Origin of the sequence: Pseudomonas sp. 7SR1 (assembly GCF_900156465.1) — a bacterium.
Taxonomy (GTDB): domain Bacteria; phylum Pseudomonadota; class Gammaproteobacteria; order Pseudomonadales; family Pseudomonadaceae; genus Aquipseudomonas.
In genome coordinates this window covers 5,802,583-5,821,694 of sequence record NZ_LT707064.1, presented here as the reverse complement: position 1 = coordinate 5,821,694, position 19,112 = coordinate 5,802,583, and the positions used below count along the sequence as shown (strand labels likewise).

General features: G+C 57.8%; 15 protein-coding genes. 14 read left to right on the top strand and 1 reads right to left on the bottom strand.

What is annotated here, in order from left to right; genetic code table 11:
- Positions 1–34: 34 nt before the first annotated feature.
- The gene (locus BW992_RS25560; protein ID WP_072458124.1) at positions 35–1,366 is read right to left on the bottom strand and encodes a TRZ/ATZ family hydrolase; all 1,332 of its coding nucleotides are present in this window, start codon (positions 1,364–1,366) and stop codon (positions 35–37) included.
- Positions 1,367–1,472: 106 nt separating this feature from the next.
- Between BW992_RS25560 and mtnA the strand changes: the two genes are divergently transcribed.
- The 14 genes from mtnA to BW992_RS25490 all read left to right on the top strand — a co-directional run bounded on the left by mtnA (position 1,473) and on the right by BW992_RS25490 (position 18,824).
- Positions 1,473–2,549, top strand: coding sequence for an S-methyl-5-thioribose-1-phosphate isomerase (gene mtnA / locus BW992_RS25555; protein ID WP_072389376.1), 1,077 nt, complete (start codon positions 1,473–1,475; stop codon positions 2,547–2,549).
- Positions 2,550–2,993: 444 nt separating this feature from the next.
- A complete protein-coding gene (gyrA, locus tag BW992_RS25550; RefSeq protein WP_072389374.1) occupies positions 2,994–5,657 on the top strand; it encodes a DNA gyrase subunit A in 2,664 nt (887 codons plus the stop codon).
- A gap of 184 nt (positions 5,658–5,841) precedes the next feature.
- Complete coding sequence (serC, locus tag BW992_RS25545; RefSeq protein ID WP_072430276.1) at positions 5,842–6,927, top strand: 3-phosphoserine/phosphohydroxythreonine transaminase; 1,086 nt, start codon at positions 5,842–5,844, stop codon at positions 6,925–6,927.
- Positions 6,927–8,021 carry a prephenate dehydratase gene (pheA, locus tag BW992_RS25540; RefSeq protein WP_072389372.1) on the top strand — a complete coding sequence of 365 codons (1,095 nt, stop codon included), beginning with the start codon at positions 6,927–6,929 and terminating at the stop codon, positions 8,019–8,021. The genes serC and pheA overlap by 1 nt, the downstream gene beginning before the upstream one ends.
- Before the next feature lie 13 nt (positions 8,022–8,034).
- Complete coding sequence (gene hisC / locus BW992_RS25535) at positions 8,035–9,147, top strand: histidinol-phosphate transaminase (protein WP_072389370.1); 1,113 nt, start codon at positions 8,035–8,037, stop codon at positions 9,145–9,147.
- A 28-nt stretch (positions 9,148–9,175) separates the two neighbouring features.
- Positions 9,176–11,383 (top strand): bifunctional prephenate dehydrogenase/3-phosphoshikimate 1-carboxyvinyltransferase, encoded by a 2,208-nt coding sequence (locus tag BW992_RS25530; protein ID WP_072458123.1) that lies wholly within the window; start codon positions 9,176–9,178, stop codon positions 11,381–11,383.
- Positions 11,380–12,069, top strand: a complete 690-nt coding sequence (cmk, locus tag BW992_RS25525) for a (d)CMP kinase (protein WP_072389366.1) — start codon at positions 11,380–11,382, stop codon at positions 12,067–12,069. The genes BW992_RS25530 and cmk overlap by 4 nt, the downstream gene beginning before the upstream one ends.
- A 119-nt stretch (positions 12,070–12,188) precedes the next feature.
- The gene (rpsA, locus tag BW992_RS25520) at positions 12,189–13,880 is read left to right on the top strand and encodes a 30S ribosomal protein S1 (protein WP_072458122.1); all 1,692 of its coding nucleotides are present in this window, start codon (positions 12,189–12,191) and stop codon (positions 13,878–13,880) included.
- A 221-nt stretch (positions 13,881–14,101) separates the two neighbouring features.
- Positions 14,102–14,380 carry a hypothetical protein gene (locus BW992_RS25515; protein ID WP_072389362.1) on the top strand — a complete coding sequence of 93 codons (279 nt, stop codon included), beginning with the start codon at positions 14,102–14,104 and terminating at the stop codon, positions 14,378–14,380.
- Between the two features lie 144 nt (positions 14,381–14,524).
- A complete protein-coding gene (gene ihfB, locus BW992_RS25510) occupies positions 14,525–14,821 on the top strand; it encodes an integration host factor subunit beta (RefSeq protein WP_072458121.1) in 297 nt (98 codons plus the stop codon).
- A gap of 26 nt (positions 14,822–14,847) precedes the next feature.
- Positions 14,848–15,069, top strand: coding sequence for a lipopolysaccharide assembly protein LapA domain-containing protein (locus tag BW992_RS25505; protein WP_072458120.1), 222 nt, complete (start codon positions 14,848–14,850; stop codon positions 15,067–15,069).
- Between the two features lie 193 nt (positions 15,070–15,262).
- A complete protein-coding gene (locus BW992_RS25500; RefSeq protein WP_072458119.1) occupies positions 15,263–16,318 on the top strand; it encodes an LPS O-antigen chain length determinant protein WzzB in 1,056 nt (351 codons plus the stop codon).
- A 411-nt stretch (positions 16,319–16,729) separates the two neighbouring features.
- The gene (locus BW992_RS25495; protein ID WP_072458118.1) at positions 16,730–17,626 is read left to right on the top strand and encodes a hypothetical protein; all 897 of its coding nucleotides are present in this window, start codon (positions 16,730–16,732) and stop codon (positions 17,624–17,626) included.
- A gap of 43 nt (positions 17,627–17,669) precedes the next feature.
- On the top strand, positions 17,670–18,824 hold the full coding sequence (locus tag BW992_RS25490; protein WP_072458117.1) for a hypothetical protein: 1,155 nt from the start codon (positions 17,670–17,672) through the stop codon (positions 18,822–18,824).
- Positions 18,825–19,112 lie beyond the last annotated feature (288 nt).

Below are 19,112 nucleotides of genomic sequence, written 5' to 3'. Positions count from 1 at the left end.
ATCAGGGCCCCGAGCGATGGCTCAAGGGGCATGGTCATTGGTCATGGCCGCTGATGCGCCGTCCCCAGGCCTGCGCCGTGGCGATCAGTTGCGTTTCATCCAGGCGGGTCAACCGGCCGTCCTCCAATAAAGGCTTGCCAGCCACCCACAGGTGTTTCACGCGATCGCGGCCTGTGGCATAGATCAGTTGTGAAACCGGGTCGTAGACCGGTTGCTGAGCCAGGCCTGACAGGTCAAAGGCCACCAGGTCCGCAGCCTTGCCGAGCTCCAGCGAGCCGACTATGGCCTCTATGCCCAGCGCCCGGGCGCCATTGAGCGTGGCCATGCGCAACGCGCGGTGGGCGTCCAGGGCCATGGCAGAGCCGGAAACAGCCTTGGCCAACAGTGCCGCGGTGCGGGTTTCGCCCAGCAGGTCCAGGTCGTTGTTGCTGGCTGCGCCGTCGGTGCCGATCGCTACATTGACGCCGGCCTGCCACAGGCGCTCCACCGGGCAGAAGCCGCTGGCCAGCTTAAGGTTCGATTCCGGACAATGGATGACGCTGCAGTTGCTTTCTACCAGTAAGGCGAGGTCTTCATCGCTGATCTGTGTCATGTGCACGGCCTGGAAGCGCGGGCCCAGAAGACCCAGCCGGCCCAGGCGAGCCATGGGGCGTTCGGCGGTTTTATCCACGGCCTGCTGCACTTCGAATGCGGTTTCGTGGACGTGCATATGAATCGCCGCATCCAGTTCCTCGGCAATCACACGGATTTTCTCCAGGTTTTCGTCGCCTACGGTGTAAGGCGCATGGGGTCCGAATGCGACTTTGATTCGCGGATGATGCTTGAGGTCGCCAAACAATTCGATGCCCTGACGAATGGCTTCGTCGGCGCTGGCCGCACCGGGAATCGGGAAATCGAGGACAGGAATGGCGATTTGGGCGCGGATGCCGCTGTTGTGGACGCGCTCGCTGGCAACCTTGGGGTAGAAATACATGTCAGAGAAGCAGGTGATGCCGCCCTTGACCTGTTCGGCAATGGCCAGGTCGGTGCCATCGCGGACGAAATCCTCATCGACCCATTTGCCTTCGGCCGGCCAGATGTGCTGCTCGAGCCATGTCATCAGCGGCAGATCGTCGGCCAGACCGCGGAACAGCGTCATCGCCGCATGGCCGTGGGCGTTGATCAGCCCCGGGCTGAGCAGCATGCCCGGCAGTTCGCGGACCTGGGCGGCGTCGCACTTGAGGGCTTCTGCCCGTGGACCGATGAAAACGATGCAACCGTCGCGAATGCCCAGGCCATGGTCCTGGAGTACCACACCGGCGGGTTCGACAGGCACCAACCAGGTCGGCAGCAATAATAAGTCGAGCGCAACGGCAGTCCTGGGCATCGTGGATCGGTTCCATCGGATATAAAGGATGGCGAAGTATACCCGAGCGTCTTCGCGGAGGGATCGCTATAATCGACGGCTTTTGTTCATGAGTGCGGGGTGAGGGATGCGCGATCGTCTGTTGGCAGCGGAGAAGGTGAAGGCCATCGACTGGCGCAATGGTTACCTGTACCTGCTCGATCAGCGTGTTTTGCCGTTCGAGGAAAACTGGATCGCCTATGACAGCGCGGCCGGCGTGGCCGAAGCCATTCGTTCGATGGTGGTACGCGGCGCACCGGCCATCGGCATCAGTGCGGCCTATGGCGTCGTACTGGCCGCCCGGGCGAGGTTTGCCGAAGGCGGCGACTGGCGGGCCGCGCTGGAGGCCGACCTGGCACTGTTGGCCGAATCCCGGCCGACGGCGGTAAACCTGTTCTGGGCCCTGGATCGGATGCGCGACCGGCTGGTGCGCTTGAAGGATCATGTCGAGCCGCTGGCGGCCCTCGAGGCCGAAGCCATCGCCATCCACGAAAGTGATCGCGAAGCCAACCTGACCATGGCCCAGCTCGGCGTCGACCTGATTCGCAGGCACCAGGGCAATGCCCAGGCCATCCTGACCCATTGCAATACCGGTGCCCTGGCCACCGGAGGCTTCGGTACGGCGCTGGGCGTGATCCGTGGCGCGTTCCTGGAAGGCATGGTCGAGCGCGTCTACGCCGACGAAACCCGTCCATGGTTGCAGGGCTCGCGCCTGACCGCCTGGGAATTGGCCAACGAAGGCATCCCGGTGACCGTCAACGCCGATTCTGCCGCAGCCCACATCATGAAGACCAAGGGCGTGACCTGGGTGATCGTCGGTGCCGACCGCATCACCGCCAACGGCGACGTGGCCAACAAGATCGGGACCTATCAGCTGGCGGTCTGTGCCATGCACCACGGCGTGCGTTTCATGGTGGTGGCGCCGAGTTCGACCATCGACATGAGCCTGGCCAGTGGCGACGATATCCCGCTCGAAGAGCGTGACGGGCGCGAGCTGCTGGAAGTCGGCGGCAAGCGGGTGGGCGCGGATGCGGACGCCTTCAACCCGGTATTCGACGTGACACCGGCGGACCTGATCGATGCCATCGTCACCGAAAAGGGTATCGTCGAACGCCCTGACACCGCGAAACTGGCGCAGTTGATGTGCCGCAAGCGGCTGCATTGAGACAGTTTCTATCAGGCGCATCGTCTTCGAGCTGGCTCGCTTGCGCATGCAATCTTGTCGTGCCAAGAACCCTGGGCATGCAAAACACTCGTGTGGGCGCGAGCCTGTTCGCGAAGAAGCTCCTGAAACCGGTAAATCTTCTTGCATTCGAGTGCAAATTCTTCAGTCGCCGCGCTTCTAAGCCCCTCTGCTTCCGTATCAGCCTGTCACCGGTCAACTAACTACACACCATGCGCATCAGGGGGATAGGTGCGTGGCGGCTCTTGTGATAACATCCGGCGGTTTCCAGGGCTGCCTCGCGAGGCAGTCTTTACTGCGCAGATCCATGGCATAACTCGTTGATTTGTCGTAAGTCGCTGCACGGCACCTGGTCGGCAGCGGCGAGCTTCGTTCGCCTCATCCGGGCGTGACGAAGTTTCACCAGAAAAAGGAATCAGGCTTCTCATGGGCGAACTGGCCAAAGAAATCCTCCCGGTCAATATCGAAGACGAGCTGAAACAGTCCTACCTCGACTATGCGATGAGCGTAATCGTCGGGCGGGCACTGCCGGATGCGCGCGATGGCTTGAAGCCCGTGCATCGGCGCGTGCTGTACGCAATGAGCGAGCTGGGCAACGACTTCAACAAGCCGTACAAGAAATCCGCCCGTGTCGTCGGTGACGTGATCGGTAAGTATCACCCCCACGGCGACACTGCCGTGTACGACACCATCGTGCGGATGGCACAGCCGTTTTCCCTGCGCTACCTGCTGGTAGACGGCCAGGGCAACTTCGGTTCCGTGGACGGGGACAACGCCGCGGCCATGCGATACACCGAAGTGCGCATGACCAAGCTGGCCCACGAGCTGCTGGCCGACCTGCACAAGGAAACCGTGGACTGGGTGCCGAACTACGACGGCACCGAAATGATCCCGGCGGTCATGCCGACCCGTATCCCGAACCTGCTGGTCAACGGCTCCAGCGGTATCGCCGTGGGCATGGCGACCAACATCCCGCCGCACAACCTCGGTGAAGTCATCGACGGTTGCCTGGCTCTCATCGACAATCCCGAACTCACCGTCGATGAACTGATGCAGTACATTCCCGGCCCGGACTTCCCGACCGCCGCGATCATCAACGGTCGTGCCGGTATCATCGAGGCCTATCGCACCGGTCGAGGCCGCATTTACATGCGCGCCCGTTCCACCGTCGAAGACATCGACAAGGTCGGCGGCCGCCAGCAGATCGTCATCACCGAGCTCCCGTACCAACTGAACAAGGCTCGACTGATCGAGAAGATCGCCGAGCTGGTGAAAGAGAAGAAGCTCGAAGGTATCACCGAGCTGCGCGACGAGTCCGACAAGGACGGCATGCGTGTCGTGATCGAGTTGCGCCGTGGCGAAGTGCCCGAGGTGATCCTCAACAACCTCTACGCCCAGACCCAGTTGCAGAGTGTGTTCGGCATCAACATCGTTGCGCTGATCGACGGTCGTCCGCGGATCCTGAACCTCAAGGACCTGCTGGAAGCCTTCGTGCGCCATCGTCGCGAAGTGGTGACCCGCCGCACCGTATTCGAGCTTCGCAAGGCCCGCGAGCGTGGACATATCCTCGAAGGCCAGGCTGTCGCCCTGTCGAACATCGACCCGGTCATCGCCCTGATCAAGGCTTCGCCGACACCGTCGGAAGCCAAGGAAGCGCTGGTCAGCACGCCTTGGGAATCGAGCGCGGTAATGACCATGGTGGAACGCGCCGGCGCCGACTCGTGCCGGCCGGAGAACCTCGATCCGCAGTATGGCCTGCGCGACGGCAAGTACTTCCTGTCCCCGGAGCAGGCGCAAGCCATCCTGGAACTGCGCCTGCACCGCCTGACCGGCCTGGAGCACGAGAAGCTGCTGGCCGAGTACCAGGAGATCCTCAACCAGATCGGCGAGCTGATCCGCATCCTCAACAGCGCCACGCGCCTGATGGAAGTGATCCGCGAAGAGCTGGAAGTGATCCGCGCCGAGTACGGCGACGTACGCCGCACCGAGATCCTCGATGCGCGCCTGGACCTGACCCTGGGTGACATGATCCCGGAAGAAGATCGCGTGGTGACCATTTCCCATGGCGGCTACGCCAAGACCCAGCCCCTGGCCGCCTACCAGGCCCAGCGTCGCGGCGGCAAAGGCAAATCGGCTACCGGCGTCAAGGACGAGGACTACATCGCTCACCTGCTGGTTGCCAACAGCCATACCACGCTGCTGCTGTTCTCCAGCAAAGGCAAGGTCTACTGGCTCAAGACTTATGAAATCCCCGAGGCATCCCGTGCCGCGCGCGGTCGTCCGCTGGTCAACCTGCTGCCGCTGGATGATGGCGAATACATCACCACCATGCTGCCGGTGGAGGAGTACACCGAAGGTCACTATATCTTCATGGCGACTGCCAACGGCACCGTGAAGAAGACCCCGCTGGAATCGTTCAGTCGCCAGCGCAGCGTGGGCCTGATCGCCCTGGAACTGGACGAGGGCGATGTGCTGATCTCCGCGGCCATCACCGACGGCGAGCGTGAAGTCATGCTGTTTTCCGACGGCGGCAAGGTGACCCGCTTCAAGGAGTCCGATGTCCGTGCCATGGGCCGTACCGCCCGCGGTGTACGCGGCATGCGCCTGCCGGAAGGGCAGAAGCTGATCTCCATGCTGATCCCGGAAGAGGGCAGTCAGATCCTTACTGCTTCCGAGCGTGGCTACGGCAAGCGCACCGCCATCAGCGAGTTCCCGGAGTACAAGCGTGGCGGCCAGGGCGTGATCGCCATGGTCAGCAACGAGCGTAACGGCCGATTGGTCGGCGCGGTGCAGGTGCTTGATGGCGAAGAGATCATGCTGATTTCCGACCAGGGCACCCTGGTCCGTACGCGGGTCGACGAAGTCTCCAGCCTGGGTCGTAACACCCAGGGCGTGACACTGATCAAGCTGGCCAACGACGAGACGCTGGTCGGGCTTGAGCGGGTGCAAGAGCCTTCGGAAGTCGAAGGCGCGGAGCAGGAAGGCGAGGAAGACATGGCGTTCGACGGCACCCTTGGCGCCAATGTCGACGACATGGCCGACGAGCAGTCGCTCGATGCCGCCGCAGACGAAGAAGAACCGCAGGACTAAGCGGACACGCAGGGGGCGGATGAAGATTCGCCCCCTTGTTGTTTGTGATGCTGCACAGGATCGCTCCCATGCTCAGCGTCCCATGGCGCCGAGCGTCATTGGATGCACTCCCATGCAGCGCACGGGGACGATTCCGTGAAGACCGAAAGATTTAAGTGACCACCAGATCAGAGCGAGATTGGATGTGAGCAAGAGAGCCTATAACTTCTGTGCCGGCCCGGCGGCGCTTCCTGAAGCGGTCCTGAAGCGCGCCCAGGGTGAACTTCTCGACTGGCATGGCAAGGGCCTGTCTGTCATGGAAATGAGCCATCGCAGCGATGAGTTCGTGTCCATTGCCACCAAGGCCGAGCAGGACCTGCGTGATCTGCTGAACATCCCGTCCAACTACAAGGTGCTGTTCCTCCAGGGCGGTGCCAGCCAGCAGTTCGCCCAGGTTCCGCTGAACCTGCTGCCGGAAAGCGGCAAGGCCGACTACATCGATACCGGTATCTGGTCGCAGAAAGCCATCGAAGAAGCCTCGCGTTATGGTCACGTGAACGTTGCGGCCAGCGCCAAGCCCTACGATTACTTCGCCATTCCCGGGCAGAACGAGTGGAACCTGTCCAAGGACGCCGCTTACGTTCACTACGCACCGAATGAGACCATCGGCGGCCTGGAGTTCAACTGGATCCCGGAAACCGGCGATGTCCCGCTGGTCGCCGACATGTCGTCGGATATTCTCTCGCGTCCTGTGGATATCTCCCGGTTCGGCATGATCTACGCCGGTGCCCAGAAGAACATCGGTCCGAGCGGCATCCTGGTCAGCATCATTCGTGAAGACCTGCTGGGGCGCGCCCGCGCCCTGTGCCCGACCATGCTCGACTACAAGGTCGCGGCCGACAACGGCTCCATGTACAACACCCCCCCGACCCTGGCCTGGTACCTGTCCGGCCTGGTGTTCGAATGGCTGAAGGAGCAGGGCGGGGTCGAAGCCATCGGCAAGCTCAACGAAGTGAAGCAACGCACGCTCTACGACTTCATCGATGCCAGTGACCTGTACAGCAACCCGATCAACAAGACCGATCGCTCGTGGATGAACGTTCCGTTCCGCCTGGCCGACGATCGTCTCGACAAACCGTTCCTGGCAGGCGCCGAAGAACGCGGCCTGTTGAACCTCAAGGGCCACCGCTCCGTGGGTGGCATGCGTGCCTCCATCTATAACGCCGTGGACATCCATGCCGTCAATGCACTGGTGGCCTACATGGCAGAGTTCGAGAAGGAACACGGCTGATGTCAGAACAGGAACTCAAGGCGCTGCGCCTGCGCATCGATGCCCTGGACGAAAAAGTCCTGGAGTTGATCAGCGAGCGAGCACGCTGCGCCCAGGAAGTCGCTCGCGTGAAGATGGCCTCCCTGGCCGAGGGCGAAACGCCGGTGTTCTATCGTCCCGAGCGTGAGGCTCAGGTGCTCAAGCGGGTCATGGAGCGCAACAAGGGACCCTTGGGCAACGAAGAGATGGCGCGGTTGTTCCGTGAAATCATGTCCTCGTGCCTGGCACTCGAGCAGCCGTTGAAAGTCGCCTACCTGGGGCCGGAAGGTACCTTCACCCAGGCCGCCGCCATGAAGCACTTCGGCCATGCCGTCATCAGCAAGCCGATGGCGGCCATCGACGAAGTCTTCCGTGAAGTAGCGGCCGGCGCGGTGAATTTTGGCGTGGTTCCGGTGGAAAACTCCACCGAAGGCGCGGTCAACCACACGCTGGACAGCTTCCTCGAGCACGACATGGTGATCTGTGGCGAAGTGGAGTTGCGCATCCACCACCATCTGCTGGTGGGGGAAAACACCAAGACCGACAGCATCAGCCGGATCTATTCCCATGCCCAGTCCCTGGCCCAGTGCCGCAAGTGGCTGGATGCCCATTACCCGAATGTCGAGCGCGTGGCGGTATCGAGCAACGCCGAAGCGGCCAAGCGGGTCAAGGGCGAGTGGAACTCGGCGGCCATCGCCGGAGACATGGCGGCCGGTCTCTACGGCTTGACCCGTCTGGCGGAGAAAATCGAGGATCGCCCGGACAACTCCACGCGATTCCTGATGATCGGCAATCAGGAGGTTCCTCCGACTGGCGACGACAAGACGTCGATCATCGTCTCCATGAGCAACAAGCCCGGTGCACTCCATGAATTGCTGGTGCCATTCCACGACAACGGTATCGACCTGACCCGGATCGAGACCCGTCCTTCGCGCAGCGGTAAATGGACCTACGTGTTTTTCATCGATTTCGTCGGCCATCACCGCGATCCGCTGGTAAAAGGTGTGCTGGAGAAAATCAGTCAGGAAGCAGTGGCACTCAAGGTGCTGGGTTCCTACCCCAAGGCAGTTCTTTAAGGGCGGATAGCAAATGAGTGGCAACTTCCTCGCCCTGGCTCAGCCAGGCGTGCAACAACTTTCGCCTTACGTTCCGGGCAAGCCTGTGGACGAACTGGCCCGCGAGCTGAATCTGGATCCGACCCGCATCGTCAAGCTGGCGAGCAATGAAAACCCCCTGGGCGCGAGCCCCAAGGCGCTGGCGGCAATTCGCGATGAACTGGCCGATCTGACCCGTTATCCCGATGGCAACGGTTATGCCCTCAAGAGCCTGCTGGCCGAGCGCTGTGGCGTTGAATTGAGCCAGGTGACCCTGGGCAACGGTTCCAACGACATTCTTGAGCTGGTGGCGCGCGCCTACCTCGCGCCGGGCCTCAATGCCGTGTTCAGCGAGCACGCGTTCGCGGTCTACCCGATCGCGACCCAGGCCGTGGGTGCCGATGCGCATGTGGTGCCGGCCAAGGATTTCGGACACGATCTGCCGGCGATGCTGGCTGCCATCGATGCCAATACCCGGGTGGTCTTCATCGCCAACCCGAACAATCCGACCGGCACCTGGTTCGACGCCCAGGCATTGGACGACTTCCTGCAGGACGTTCCTGAGCATGTACTGGTGGTGCTGGACGAGGCATACATCGAGTATGCCGAGGGGAGCGAACTGCCCGATGGCCTGGATTTCCTCGCGGCCTACCCAAACCTGCTGGTCTCGCGCACGTTCTCCAAGGCCTACGGCCTGGCGTCGCTGCGGGTCGGCTATGGCCTGTCCACTGCCGTGGTGGCCGATGTGCTTAACCGCGTACGCCAGCCGTTCAACGTCAACAGTTTTGCCCTGGCTGCCGCATGCGCCGCGCTCCAGGATGAGGAGTACCTCGAGCAGGGTCGCCGCCTGAACGAGGCCGGCATGCAGCAGTTGGAAGCCGGCTTCCGTGAACTGGGCCTGGGCTGGATTCCCTCCAAGGGCAACTTTATCTGTGTCGACCTGGGGCGCGTTGCCGCGCCGGTGTTCCAGGAGTTGCTGCGTGAAGGAGTGATCGTGCGTCCGGTGGCTAACTACGGCCTGCCGAACCATCTGCGCGTCACCATTGGCTTGCCGGCGGAAAACAGCCGTTTCCTAGAGGCGTTGAGCAAGGTCCTGGCTTGTGGTTGATGTCACTGCGTTGCAACCTGTCGTGCCTATGATCGGTCGCCTGGTGGTGATCGGCCTGGGGCTGATCGGTGGTTCGTTCGCCAAGGGGCTGCGCGAGAGCGGTCTGTGTCGTGAAGTGGTCGGTGTCGACCTGGACCCGCAATCGCGCAAGCTGGCGGTGGAGCTTGGTGTGGTGGATCGTTGCGAGGATGACCTGGCCGCTGCTTGCCAGGGGGCCGATGTCATCCAGCTGGCGGTGCCGATCCTGGCCATGGAGAAATTGCTGGCGCGCCTGGCGATCATGGACCTGGGCGAGGCGATCCTGACCGATGTCGGCAGCGCCAAGGGTAACGTCGTGCGGGCGGCCACCGAGGCTTTCGGTGGGATGCCGGCACGGTTCGTGCCCGGTCACCCGATTGCCGGTTCCGAGCAGAGCGGCGTTGAAGCTTCCAACGCCGAACTGTTTCGCCGCCACAAGGTGATTCTGACGCCGCTGGAGCAAACCGATCCGGCTGCGCTGGCGGTGGTGGACCGTTTGTGGCGTGAGCTGGGGGCCGATGTCGAGCACATGCAGGTCGGACGGCATGATGAAGTCCTGGCCGCTACCAGCCATCTGCCGCACCTGTTGGCGTTCGGTCTGGTGGATTCATTGGCCAAACGCAATGAAAATCTCGAGATCTTCCGTTACGCTGCCGGCGGTTTCCGCGATTTCACGAGAATCGCTGGTAGCGACCCGGTCATGTGGCACGACATCTTCCTCGCCAATCGCGAAGCTGTCCTGCGCACACTCGATACATTTCGCAGCGATCTCGACGCCTTGCGCGACGCGGTCGATGCAGGGGACGGGCACCAATTGCTGGGCGTTTTCACACGCGCCAGGGTGGCCCGCGAGCATTTCAGTAAAATCCTGGCCCGTCGGGCCTATGTGGACGCTATGAATTCCAACGATCTGATTTTCCTGGCACAACCTGGTGGCTCCCTGAGTGGGCGTATTCGTGTACCGGGCGATAAATCGATTTCCCACCGCTCGATCATGCTCGGCTCCCTGGCTGAAGGCGTGACCGAGGTGGAAGGCTTCCTCGAAGGCGAAGACGCCCTGGCGACATTGCAGGCATTTCGCGACATGGGTGTGGTCATCGAAGGCCCGCATCATGGCCGCGTGACCATCCATGGGGTCGGCCTGCATGGCCTCAAGCCTGCCCCTGGACCGATCTACCTGGGCAACTCGGGTACCTCGATGCGCCTGTTGTCCGGCCTGCTGGCCGCCCAGGACTTCGACAGTGTCCTGACCGGCGACGCTTCGTTGTCCAAGCGTCCGATGAATCGGGTGGCCAATCCACTGCGGGAAATGGGTGCGGTCATCGAGACGGCGGCCGACGGGCGTCCGCCGATGACCATTCGTGGCGGCAACAAGCTCAAGGGCTTGACCTATACCATGCCGATGGCCAGCGCCCAGGTGAAATCCTGCCTGCTGCTGGCCGGTCTTTATGCCGAAGGCAAGACCACCGTCACCGAACCCGCCCCGACCCGCGATCACACCGAGCGCATGCTGCGCGGTTTCGGTTACCCGGTCACGGTCGACGGGGCCACGGCGTCCGTTGAGTCCGGTAGCAAGCTGACGGCCACCCACATCGAAGTGCCAGGCGATATCTCTTCGTCCGCGTTCTTCCTGGTGGCAGCGTCTATCGCCGAGGGCTCCGAACTGGTGCTCGAACACGTCGGCATCAACCCGACCCGTACCGGTGTGATCGATATCCTGCGCCTGATGGGCGCTGATATCACCTTGGAAAACCAGCGTGAAGTCGGTGGCGAACCCGTAGCGGACCTGCGCGTAAGAGCAGCTAAACTCAAGGGTATCGAGATTCCGGAAGCGCTGGTTCCGCTGGCGATCGACGAGTTCCCGGTGCTGTTCGTGGCGGCGGCCTGTGCAGAAGGGCGTACCGTATTGACTGGCGCCGAAGAGCTGCGGGTCAAGGAATCGGACCGTATCCAGGTGATGGCTGATGGCCTGCTGGCGCTGGGGGTCAAGTGCGAGCCGACTCCGGATGGCATCATCATCGACGGCGGCCAGATCGGCGGCGGCGAGGTTCATGGGCATGGCGACCACCGTATTGCCATGGCATTCAGCGTGGCTTCCTTGCGTGCCAGCGCACCGATCCGCATCCACGACTGTGCCAACGTCGCGACGTCGTTTCCGAACTTCCTCGCGCTGTGTGCGCAGGTCGGTATTCGAGTAGCACAAGAGGCGCAGTCGTGAAGATCAAGACACCGGTCATCACCATCGATGGCCCTAGCGGCTCGGGCAAGGGCACCGTTGCCGGGATTCTGGCCCGTCAACTGGGCTGGAACCTGCTCGACTCGGGGGCGTTGTATCGACTGCTGGCGTTCGCGGCCAGCAACCATGGCGTGGACCTGACCAACGAAGAACTGCTCAAGGCCCTGGCGGCGCATCTGGATGTGCAGTTCATCGCCGCGACCGAGGGCCAGTTGCAGCGCATCATCCTGGAAGGCGACGAAGTCAGCGATGTCATCCGTACCGAGAGCGTGGGTGCAGGCGCTTCGCAGGTTGCCGCGCTACCGGCGGTGCGCGAAGCGTTGCTGCAGCGTCAGCGGGCATTCCAGGAACCACCGGGGCTGGTGGCCGATGGTCGGGACATGGGAACGGTGGTGTTTCCGGACGCGCCATTGAAGATTTTCCTCACTGCCAGTGCGGAGGAGCGGGCTCGCCGCCGATATTTGCAGTTGAAGGGCAAGGGCGAGGATGTTAGTCTGTCGAGTCTGCTAGATGAGATCCGTGCGCGCGACGAGCGTGACACCCAGCGCGCAGTAGCCCCGCTAAAACCGGCGGCCGATGCGATACAGCTGGATTCCACGGAGTTGTCCATCGATCAGGTGTTGCAACGCATCATGAGCGAGATCGCCATTCGCGATATCGCCGGGTGACCAGGAAGCTCCGCAGGGGACCAGTCATAGTCCTGCGGTCTTCTTTTATATGAAACTAACCCACACCGTCTGGGGTGTGGAGCCGGGCGTATCCTTCGCCCCAATCAACAGGAATTAAAATGAGCGAAAGCTTTGCGGAACTCTTTGAAGAAAGCCTGAAAACCCTGAACCTTCAGACAGGCTCCATCATCACCGGTGTTATCGTTGATATCGACTACCAGGCTCGCTGGGTAACCGTTCACGCTGGCCTGAAGTCTGAAGCCCTCATCCCGCTGGAGCAGTTCTACAACGACGCTGGCGAGCTGAACATCAACGTCGGTGACGAAGTTCACGTTGCTCTGGACTCGGTTGAAGATGGCTTTGGCGAAACCAAGCTGTCCCGTGAGAAAGCCAAGCGCGCTGAATGCTGGATCGTTCTGGAAGCGGCTTTCGCAGCTGAGGAAGTGGTCAAGGGCGTTATCAACGGTAAGGTTAAAGGCGGCTTCACTGTCGACGTTAACGGCATCCGTGCGTTCCTGCCAGGTTCCCTGGTTGACGTCCGTCCAGTGCGCGACACCACGCACCTGGAAGGCAAAGAGCTGGAATTCAAGGTCATCAAGCTGGACCAGAAGCGCAACAACGTTGTCGTTTCCCGTCGCAGCGTCCTGGAAGCCGAAAACTCCGCCGAGCGCGAAGCTCTGCTGGAATCGCTGCAGGAAGGCCAGCAGGTCAAAGGTATCGTCAAGAACCTCACCGACTACGGCGCATTCGTCGATCTGGGTGGCGTCGATGGCCTGCTGCACATCACCGACATGGCCTGGAAGCGTATCAAGCATCCTTCGGAAATCGTCAACGTTGGCGACGAAATCGATGTCAAGGTTCTGAAGTACGATCGCGAGCGCAATCGTGTTTCCCTGGGCCTGAAGCAACTGGGCGAAGATCCATGGGTTGCTATCAAAGCCCGTTACCCAGAAGGCACTCGCGTCACCGCTCGTGTTACCAACCTGACCGACTACGGCTGCTTCGCTGAGCTGGAAGAAGGCGTTGAAGGCCTGGTACACGTTTCCGAAATGGACTGGACCAACAAGAACATCCACCCTTCGAAAGTCGTACAAGTCGGCGACGAAGTGGAAGTCATGGTTCTGGACATCGACGAAGAGCGTCGTCGTATCTCCCTGGGCATCAAGCAGTGCAAGTCGAACCCATGGGAAGACTTCTCTGGCCAGTTCAACAAGGGCGACAAGATCTCCGGCACCATCAAGTCGATCACCGATTTCGGTATCTTCATTGGTCTGGACGGCGGCATTGACGGCCTGGTTCACCTGTCCGATATCTCCTGGAACGAAGTGGGCGAAGAAGCCGTACGCCGTTTCAAGAAGGGCGACGAGCTGGACACCGTTATCCTGTCGGTTGACCCAGAGCGCGAGCGCATCTCCCTGGGCATCAAGCAACTGGAAAGCGATCCGTTCTCCGAGTACGTTCAAGAGAACGACAAAGGCGCAATCGTTAAGGGCATCGTGAAAGAAGTTGACGCCAAAGGCGCCATCATCACCTTGGCCGACGATATCGAAGCGACTCTGAAAGCCTCCGAAATCAGCCGTGACCGTATTGAAGATGCGCGTAACGTCCTGAAAGAAGGTGAAGAAGTAGAAGCCAAGATCATCAGCGTTGACCGCAAGAGTCGCGTAATCCAGCTCTCGATCAAGTCGAAGGACGTTGAGGAAGAGAAAGAAGCTATCCAGAGCCTGCGCGACAAGCCAGCTACGGATGCTCCAGTAGCGACCACCCTGGGTGACCTGCTGCGTGCTGCACAAGCGGAAAAGCAGAACTGAGTTCTGGCTTTCTGTAAAAAAGGGCGACTTCGGTCGCCCTTTTTTGTGCCCGTTGTATTCTCGGTTTTCCTGGCGTTTCGGAATGATCGCTGTCAGGTCGGCACTTGGGAAACCAACCCGCTCTTCAAATTGTCTCTTTATCAGGCGGATCAATCATCAATAGGATCTGGTTCGAGCCTGGCCCAAATGATTGGGCTCAGGATCCTGGCTCAAGGATTCGGATGAAAAAGCTTTTGCTGATAGTGGCTGTTCTGGTTATGGCGGGTTGTTCTACCAGCGCCAAGACCCATGCGGTGCGCGGTGTAAGCGGCATCGAAGTCGACTGCTCGGGGTTGGGTTCCGGGTGGGAGAAGTGCCACAAGCGCGCGGGCAGGGAGTGCAAGGGGGCGGGCTACAAGGTAATAACTCGATCTGACGATGCCAAGGATGAGGACTGGTATCCCTTCGGCTTCAATCCCGCCGGGTACTTGACCCGTACCATGCTGGTCATCTGTCGATAGTTGGAAGAGCTTGGGGTGTCTGCACCAAAAAGGGATGGTCAGATGCTCAAAAGATTTGTCAATACTTGGGCTGTTCAAATCCTTCCGGGCATGCTAAAACCTTTCGAAGCACTGATCTAGCTGCTTGATAAAGAAGGGAAAAATATGACGAAGTCGGAGTTGATCGAACGAATTGTCACCCATCAAGGGCTACTCTCATCCAAGGATGTGGAGCTGGCCATCAAGACCATGCTTGAACAAATGTCCCAGTGCCTGGCAACCGGGGATCGAATCGAGATCCGTGGCTTTGGCAGTTTTTCCTTGCATTACCGTGCTCCGCGGGTGGGGCGTAATCCCAAGACCGGGCAGTCAGTGAGCCTTGATGGGAAATTCGTACCTCATTTCAAGCCCGGCAAGGAGCTTAGGGATCGGGTAAACGAAGAGGAGGGGGATGCCCTTTAACCGCTTACTAAAACAAAGGGGGATTCATGCGGAACTTTAAACGTCTGGCGCTTGTCGTACTTGCGCTGCTCGTGGCCTCTGCTATTGTCCTGTTCGTGCTTGAAAATCATCAGCCTGTTGCGCTGCTGTTCCTGGGTTGGTCAGGGCCTCAACTTCCAGTATCAATTTTTGTGCTTCTAGCGCTTCTCGTGGGGATGGTGATCGGCCCGTTGTTCGCGTTGTTGGGGGCGCGTCGACGGTTGAAATAAAGGATGCGGGAACCCGGTAGTCTTGGAGTAAGGATCGCTGCCTACAATTTTTTCTGACTGCGGGTGTATCTGTTTGTGCTTAATTTAATCCAGTTTACCGTTGTATTCGCCGAGGCCTTGCCTGCTGTCCAGCCTCAGGATGCGTTCAGTTTGTCTGCAAGTGCAATGACAAAAAGACGAGGCGAGGCCATACATGCAAAATAAAAATACTCAAGGAAATGGCGCGGACGAGATTGATCTGTTTGAGCTTGCGCGCGGGCTTTGGGCGCAAAAATGGCTGATCATAAGTATCACGCTTTTGGTTACCGTCGGCGCCGCTGCCTATGCGTTCCTTAGCAAGCCGGTCTATGAGGCCAAGCTTTTCATCATGCCGCCTACTCAGAATGGTATTGCTGAATTGAATTACGGCCGGGGGAAGAGTACCGAGCTGGAAACATATTCAATTAAGCATGTCTACGACGTCTTTGCCCGGAATCTCCAAGCTGAATCCCTGCGTCAAAAATTCTTCAATGAAGTATATCTTCCTTCCCTTGACGAGGCTCAGCGCAAGGGGCCGCTTGATGGTATCTATGATCGTTTCTCTCGACAGCTTGTAGTCAAAGGGCCGGGTAAGGACACGCCGGATCGTTTTTCGGTCACTGTCCAAAGCGGAGACCCCGCACGGGCGACGGAATGGGCCAAGACCTATGTAAGTCGTGCCAGCGAAGCCGCCGAATCGGAGCTGATCAAGAACGTTACAGCTGAGGCTTCAGTGAGGGCGCGTAATCTGGAGCAGCGGATTGTCAGTTTGCGCGAAACCGCGCAGCGGGTGCGTGAGGACAGGATTCAGCAATTGCGTGAGGCATTGAAGATTGCAGAGGCGATTGGCTTGACTACTCCGACCATAAACTCCTCTGCCGCAGTAGATATCACCGTTGATACCGGAAATAAAATGGATTATCAGCGTGGAAGCAAGGCATTGGCTGCAGAGGTCAAGGCATTGGAGAGTCGAGCCTCCGACGATGCTTTCATACCTGATTTGCGTCCGCTTCAGATGCGCTACAGTTTCTATAAAAAACTGAATATAGATCCGGAAAGTATCTCGGTGTATCGTCAGGATGGTAGCGTTGAAGTGCCGGAAAGTCCGATCAAGCCCAGGAAGGCTCTAATAATGGCCTTAGGTGCTGTTTTTGGCTTCATATTAGCCGGATTTATTGCATTGATTCGTTTTGTAGTCAATCGCGATACTCGCACTATAAACCAAGGATGAAGTTCTATTTTGAGGATAGGTGGTAGCGACAAGCGTCTCCTGCCTCCGGAAAGGATTAGCCTGCCGTCCCGAAGCGGCGGGCTTATTTTTTTAGGGGGGGGGGTATGGGCTCGCATGGTATCGGTAGTGCACTTGTGTTCAGGCGTTTCCCTGTAGTGGGGTTATTCCCTATCCCGTTCGAGCAACAGGGCTGAGCTCGGTCCGGTTGTTTTATCTACGTAATTGTCCGGGGTCATGCAGCGTGTCTTTTGGCAAGCGTATAATCCCGCAGGCATGTGTCGTTGTATGCTCGACAGGTATGGCATCCGCTGGAGCTGTTGGTAGGAAGGCGGAAAAGTCGGACCTTAGTGATGTCTGTCGGGAGCAGCATCGCATATATCGTAAAGATGACTATGGGCAAGGGCTAGGATTATGTTGAGTAAATATAAGATCATGCGCGGTTTGTTTAAGCGCAGGTCAGTCAGGATATTGATCTGGAATGTGGTTGCTTTATTCAATAAAAAGCGTTTGGAGAGGTTTTGTAAGGAGCAGTTGGCGCGTCGGCATGAGTCGTTTGTTGAGTTTGATTCGAACTCCATCGGTCCTGTAGTTGCAGAGCTGGAAGCAAGCGGTGCAATGGTTGGGCCTAAGTTACCCGCCGATACAGTTCAGTATCTTCTGAGTTATTCTGAGAACCACCCTTGCTTTGCTGATAGGGATCAAACAAAGGGATTCTACCTGAAGGATAGAGAAAAGGCAGAGGCATTGTTAGGCAAAGAACTTCTGTTGGCGCAGTATTTCAGTGCCGAGCAAGATGCCGTGATTGCCAGGATCGCGAACGATCCGTACTTGCTTTCCATTGCCGCCCGTTATCTTAAAGTTCCGCCAAAGTTGATGAGTGTCAATATGTGGTGGACATTCCCGGTTGATGCAAGTGCGGAAGACAGGGCGCGTCATGCACATGTATTTCATTTTGATCTAGATGATCTTAAATTTGTTAAATTCTTTTTTTATTTGACCGATGTGGATGAACAAGCCGGTCCCCATGTTTATGTCAAAACATCGAATCGAGAAATTAGATATAAAACTCCGCTGTTCAAGTCGCGTCGTTTTACGGATGATGAAATTGTTGCAGGCTACGGGGCGGAGAATATAATTGAAGTGTTAGGCCCTGCCGGGACATGTTTGATAGAGGATACGATTACTGTACATAAAGGTGTCACTCCCATCTCTCGCGCCAGACTTATGCTTCAGTTTGAATACTCAATTAATACTTATTCGGAAATTAGCTGTGTCGGCGATAGGGATGCTCAAAAAATATTCGTTTAGGCTACGGGCATGGGCATATCTTCTATTTGCCGGCGCTGCCTCTATGATTGCGGCATTGAAAGGCTTCGCCTATGCTCATCTTCTTTCTGCGGATCAATATGCTCAAGTAAATTACTATCTATTGATGGTCGGCCTGGGTGTGCTTGTTGTCGGATCGGGTGTGATAATAAAATGTCATGCTGAAATGCCGCTACTTGTGGGGGATGAAGAGAGACTTTCTGAATTTTCCGCCCATGCGAAGTGGTTTGGTGGCGGCTCTTGGGTAGTGGGGCTTGTCGCGTTGCTTGGGTATGGCTTTTGGTCGGCGGCGCCATTAACCATATTTCTGTTGTCGCTTGTGCAAGTCCTAGTCTTCTTTATTTTTACCGTTGACTTGATGGTCATAAAGAGCCGAAAGGACTTTGTCGGCTATGCGAGACGGTTGTTCTATCGCAATATGTGGGTGGCTATCGCAGGCTTGTGGGTGGGCTACGTCACTGAAGATGCCATATTTGCAATCCAGGCCGAAGTCTGTACTGGGCTTGTTCTCTGTTTTCGCTCGCTTTTATTTTGGCTTGTCGGTGCTAAATTTCCTGATATGGATTTTGTGGTTGATTGCCTGAAGTTTGTCCCTGTTACTTGCATAGGGGCATTTATGCAGTATGTGGATAGGGTGTTTGCTGCTTATTTCATGGATGCGGGCGGGTTTTCCAGGTTTTCTTATCTTTCTTTGGTTGTAATGGTTGGGCTTTCGATACAACAGCTAATCAATACTCGGGTAATCACGTTGCTTCCGCACATCTGTCAGGCCGATCCTAAAGCAGGGTTTAGGTATGTTGTCCGAATTTCCTTTTTAGTGTGTCTACTCTTGTCGGTAATGTTGCTGTGTCTGTTATGGCTTTTGCAAACTCCTTGGTTTGCAGCATCCTGGCTTGATGTTGGTGTTGACGTAAGTGCTGTTTTTTGGTTTTTCGCTGTTCTGCGTTCGGCAGACTTCTATTCTTCCTACTTATTGGTAATGTCGCAAAGAAACAAATTGCTGATCATTCAGGTGGCTGCACTTGGTTTTTTTGCTGTTTTGATGATTGTGTATAACGCATGGTTTGCTTCTGACGACTTATTGGCATATGTGTCATTGATGAGTGGCGGTTTTTTTGTAATGTTGATGCTGTTGGTTTACACCTCTTGGAGAGTAAGCATTGTTAAAAAGAATATTTGACGGTATATGCACTCGATTTCGTGTGCTGCACCTGTTTTTTTTGGCTTTATCAAAAAGATCCTTGCTATCGCCTTTTGCGCGAGTCTCCAGGCGAGGGAGTATCGCGATAGGTCGCCATACGACTGTTCGAAAGGCGCTATTGAATGCTGGCACGGGTAGCATTCGATTAAACGATAAAGTATGGCTAAATGATGGCGTTGAGCTATCGGCATTGACCGGGATTTCCATCGATGCAGGAACAACAATTCAGCGCAACGTCACTATCAATGGAGACGTTACAATTGGTAA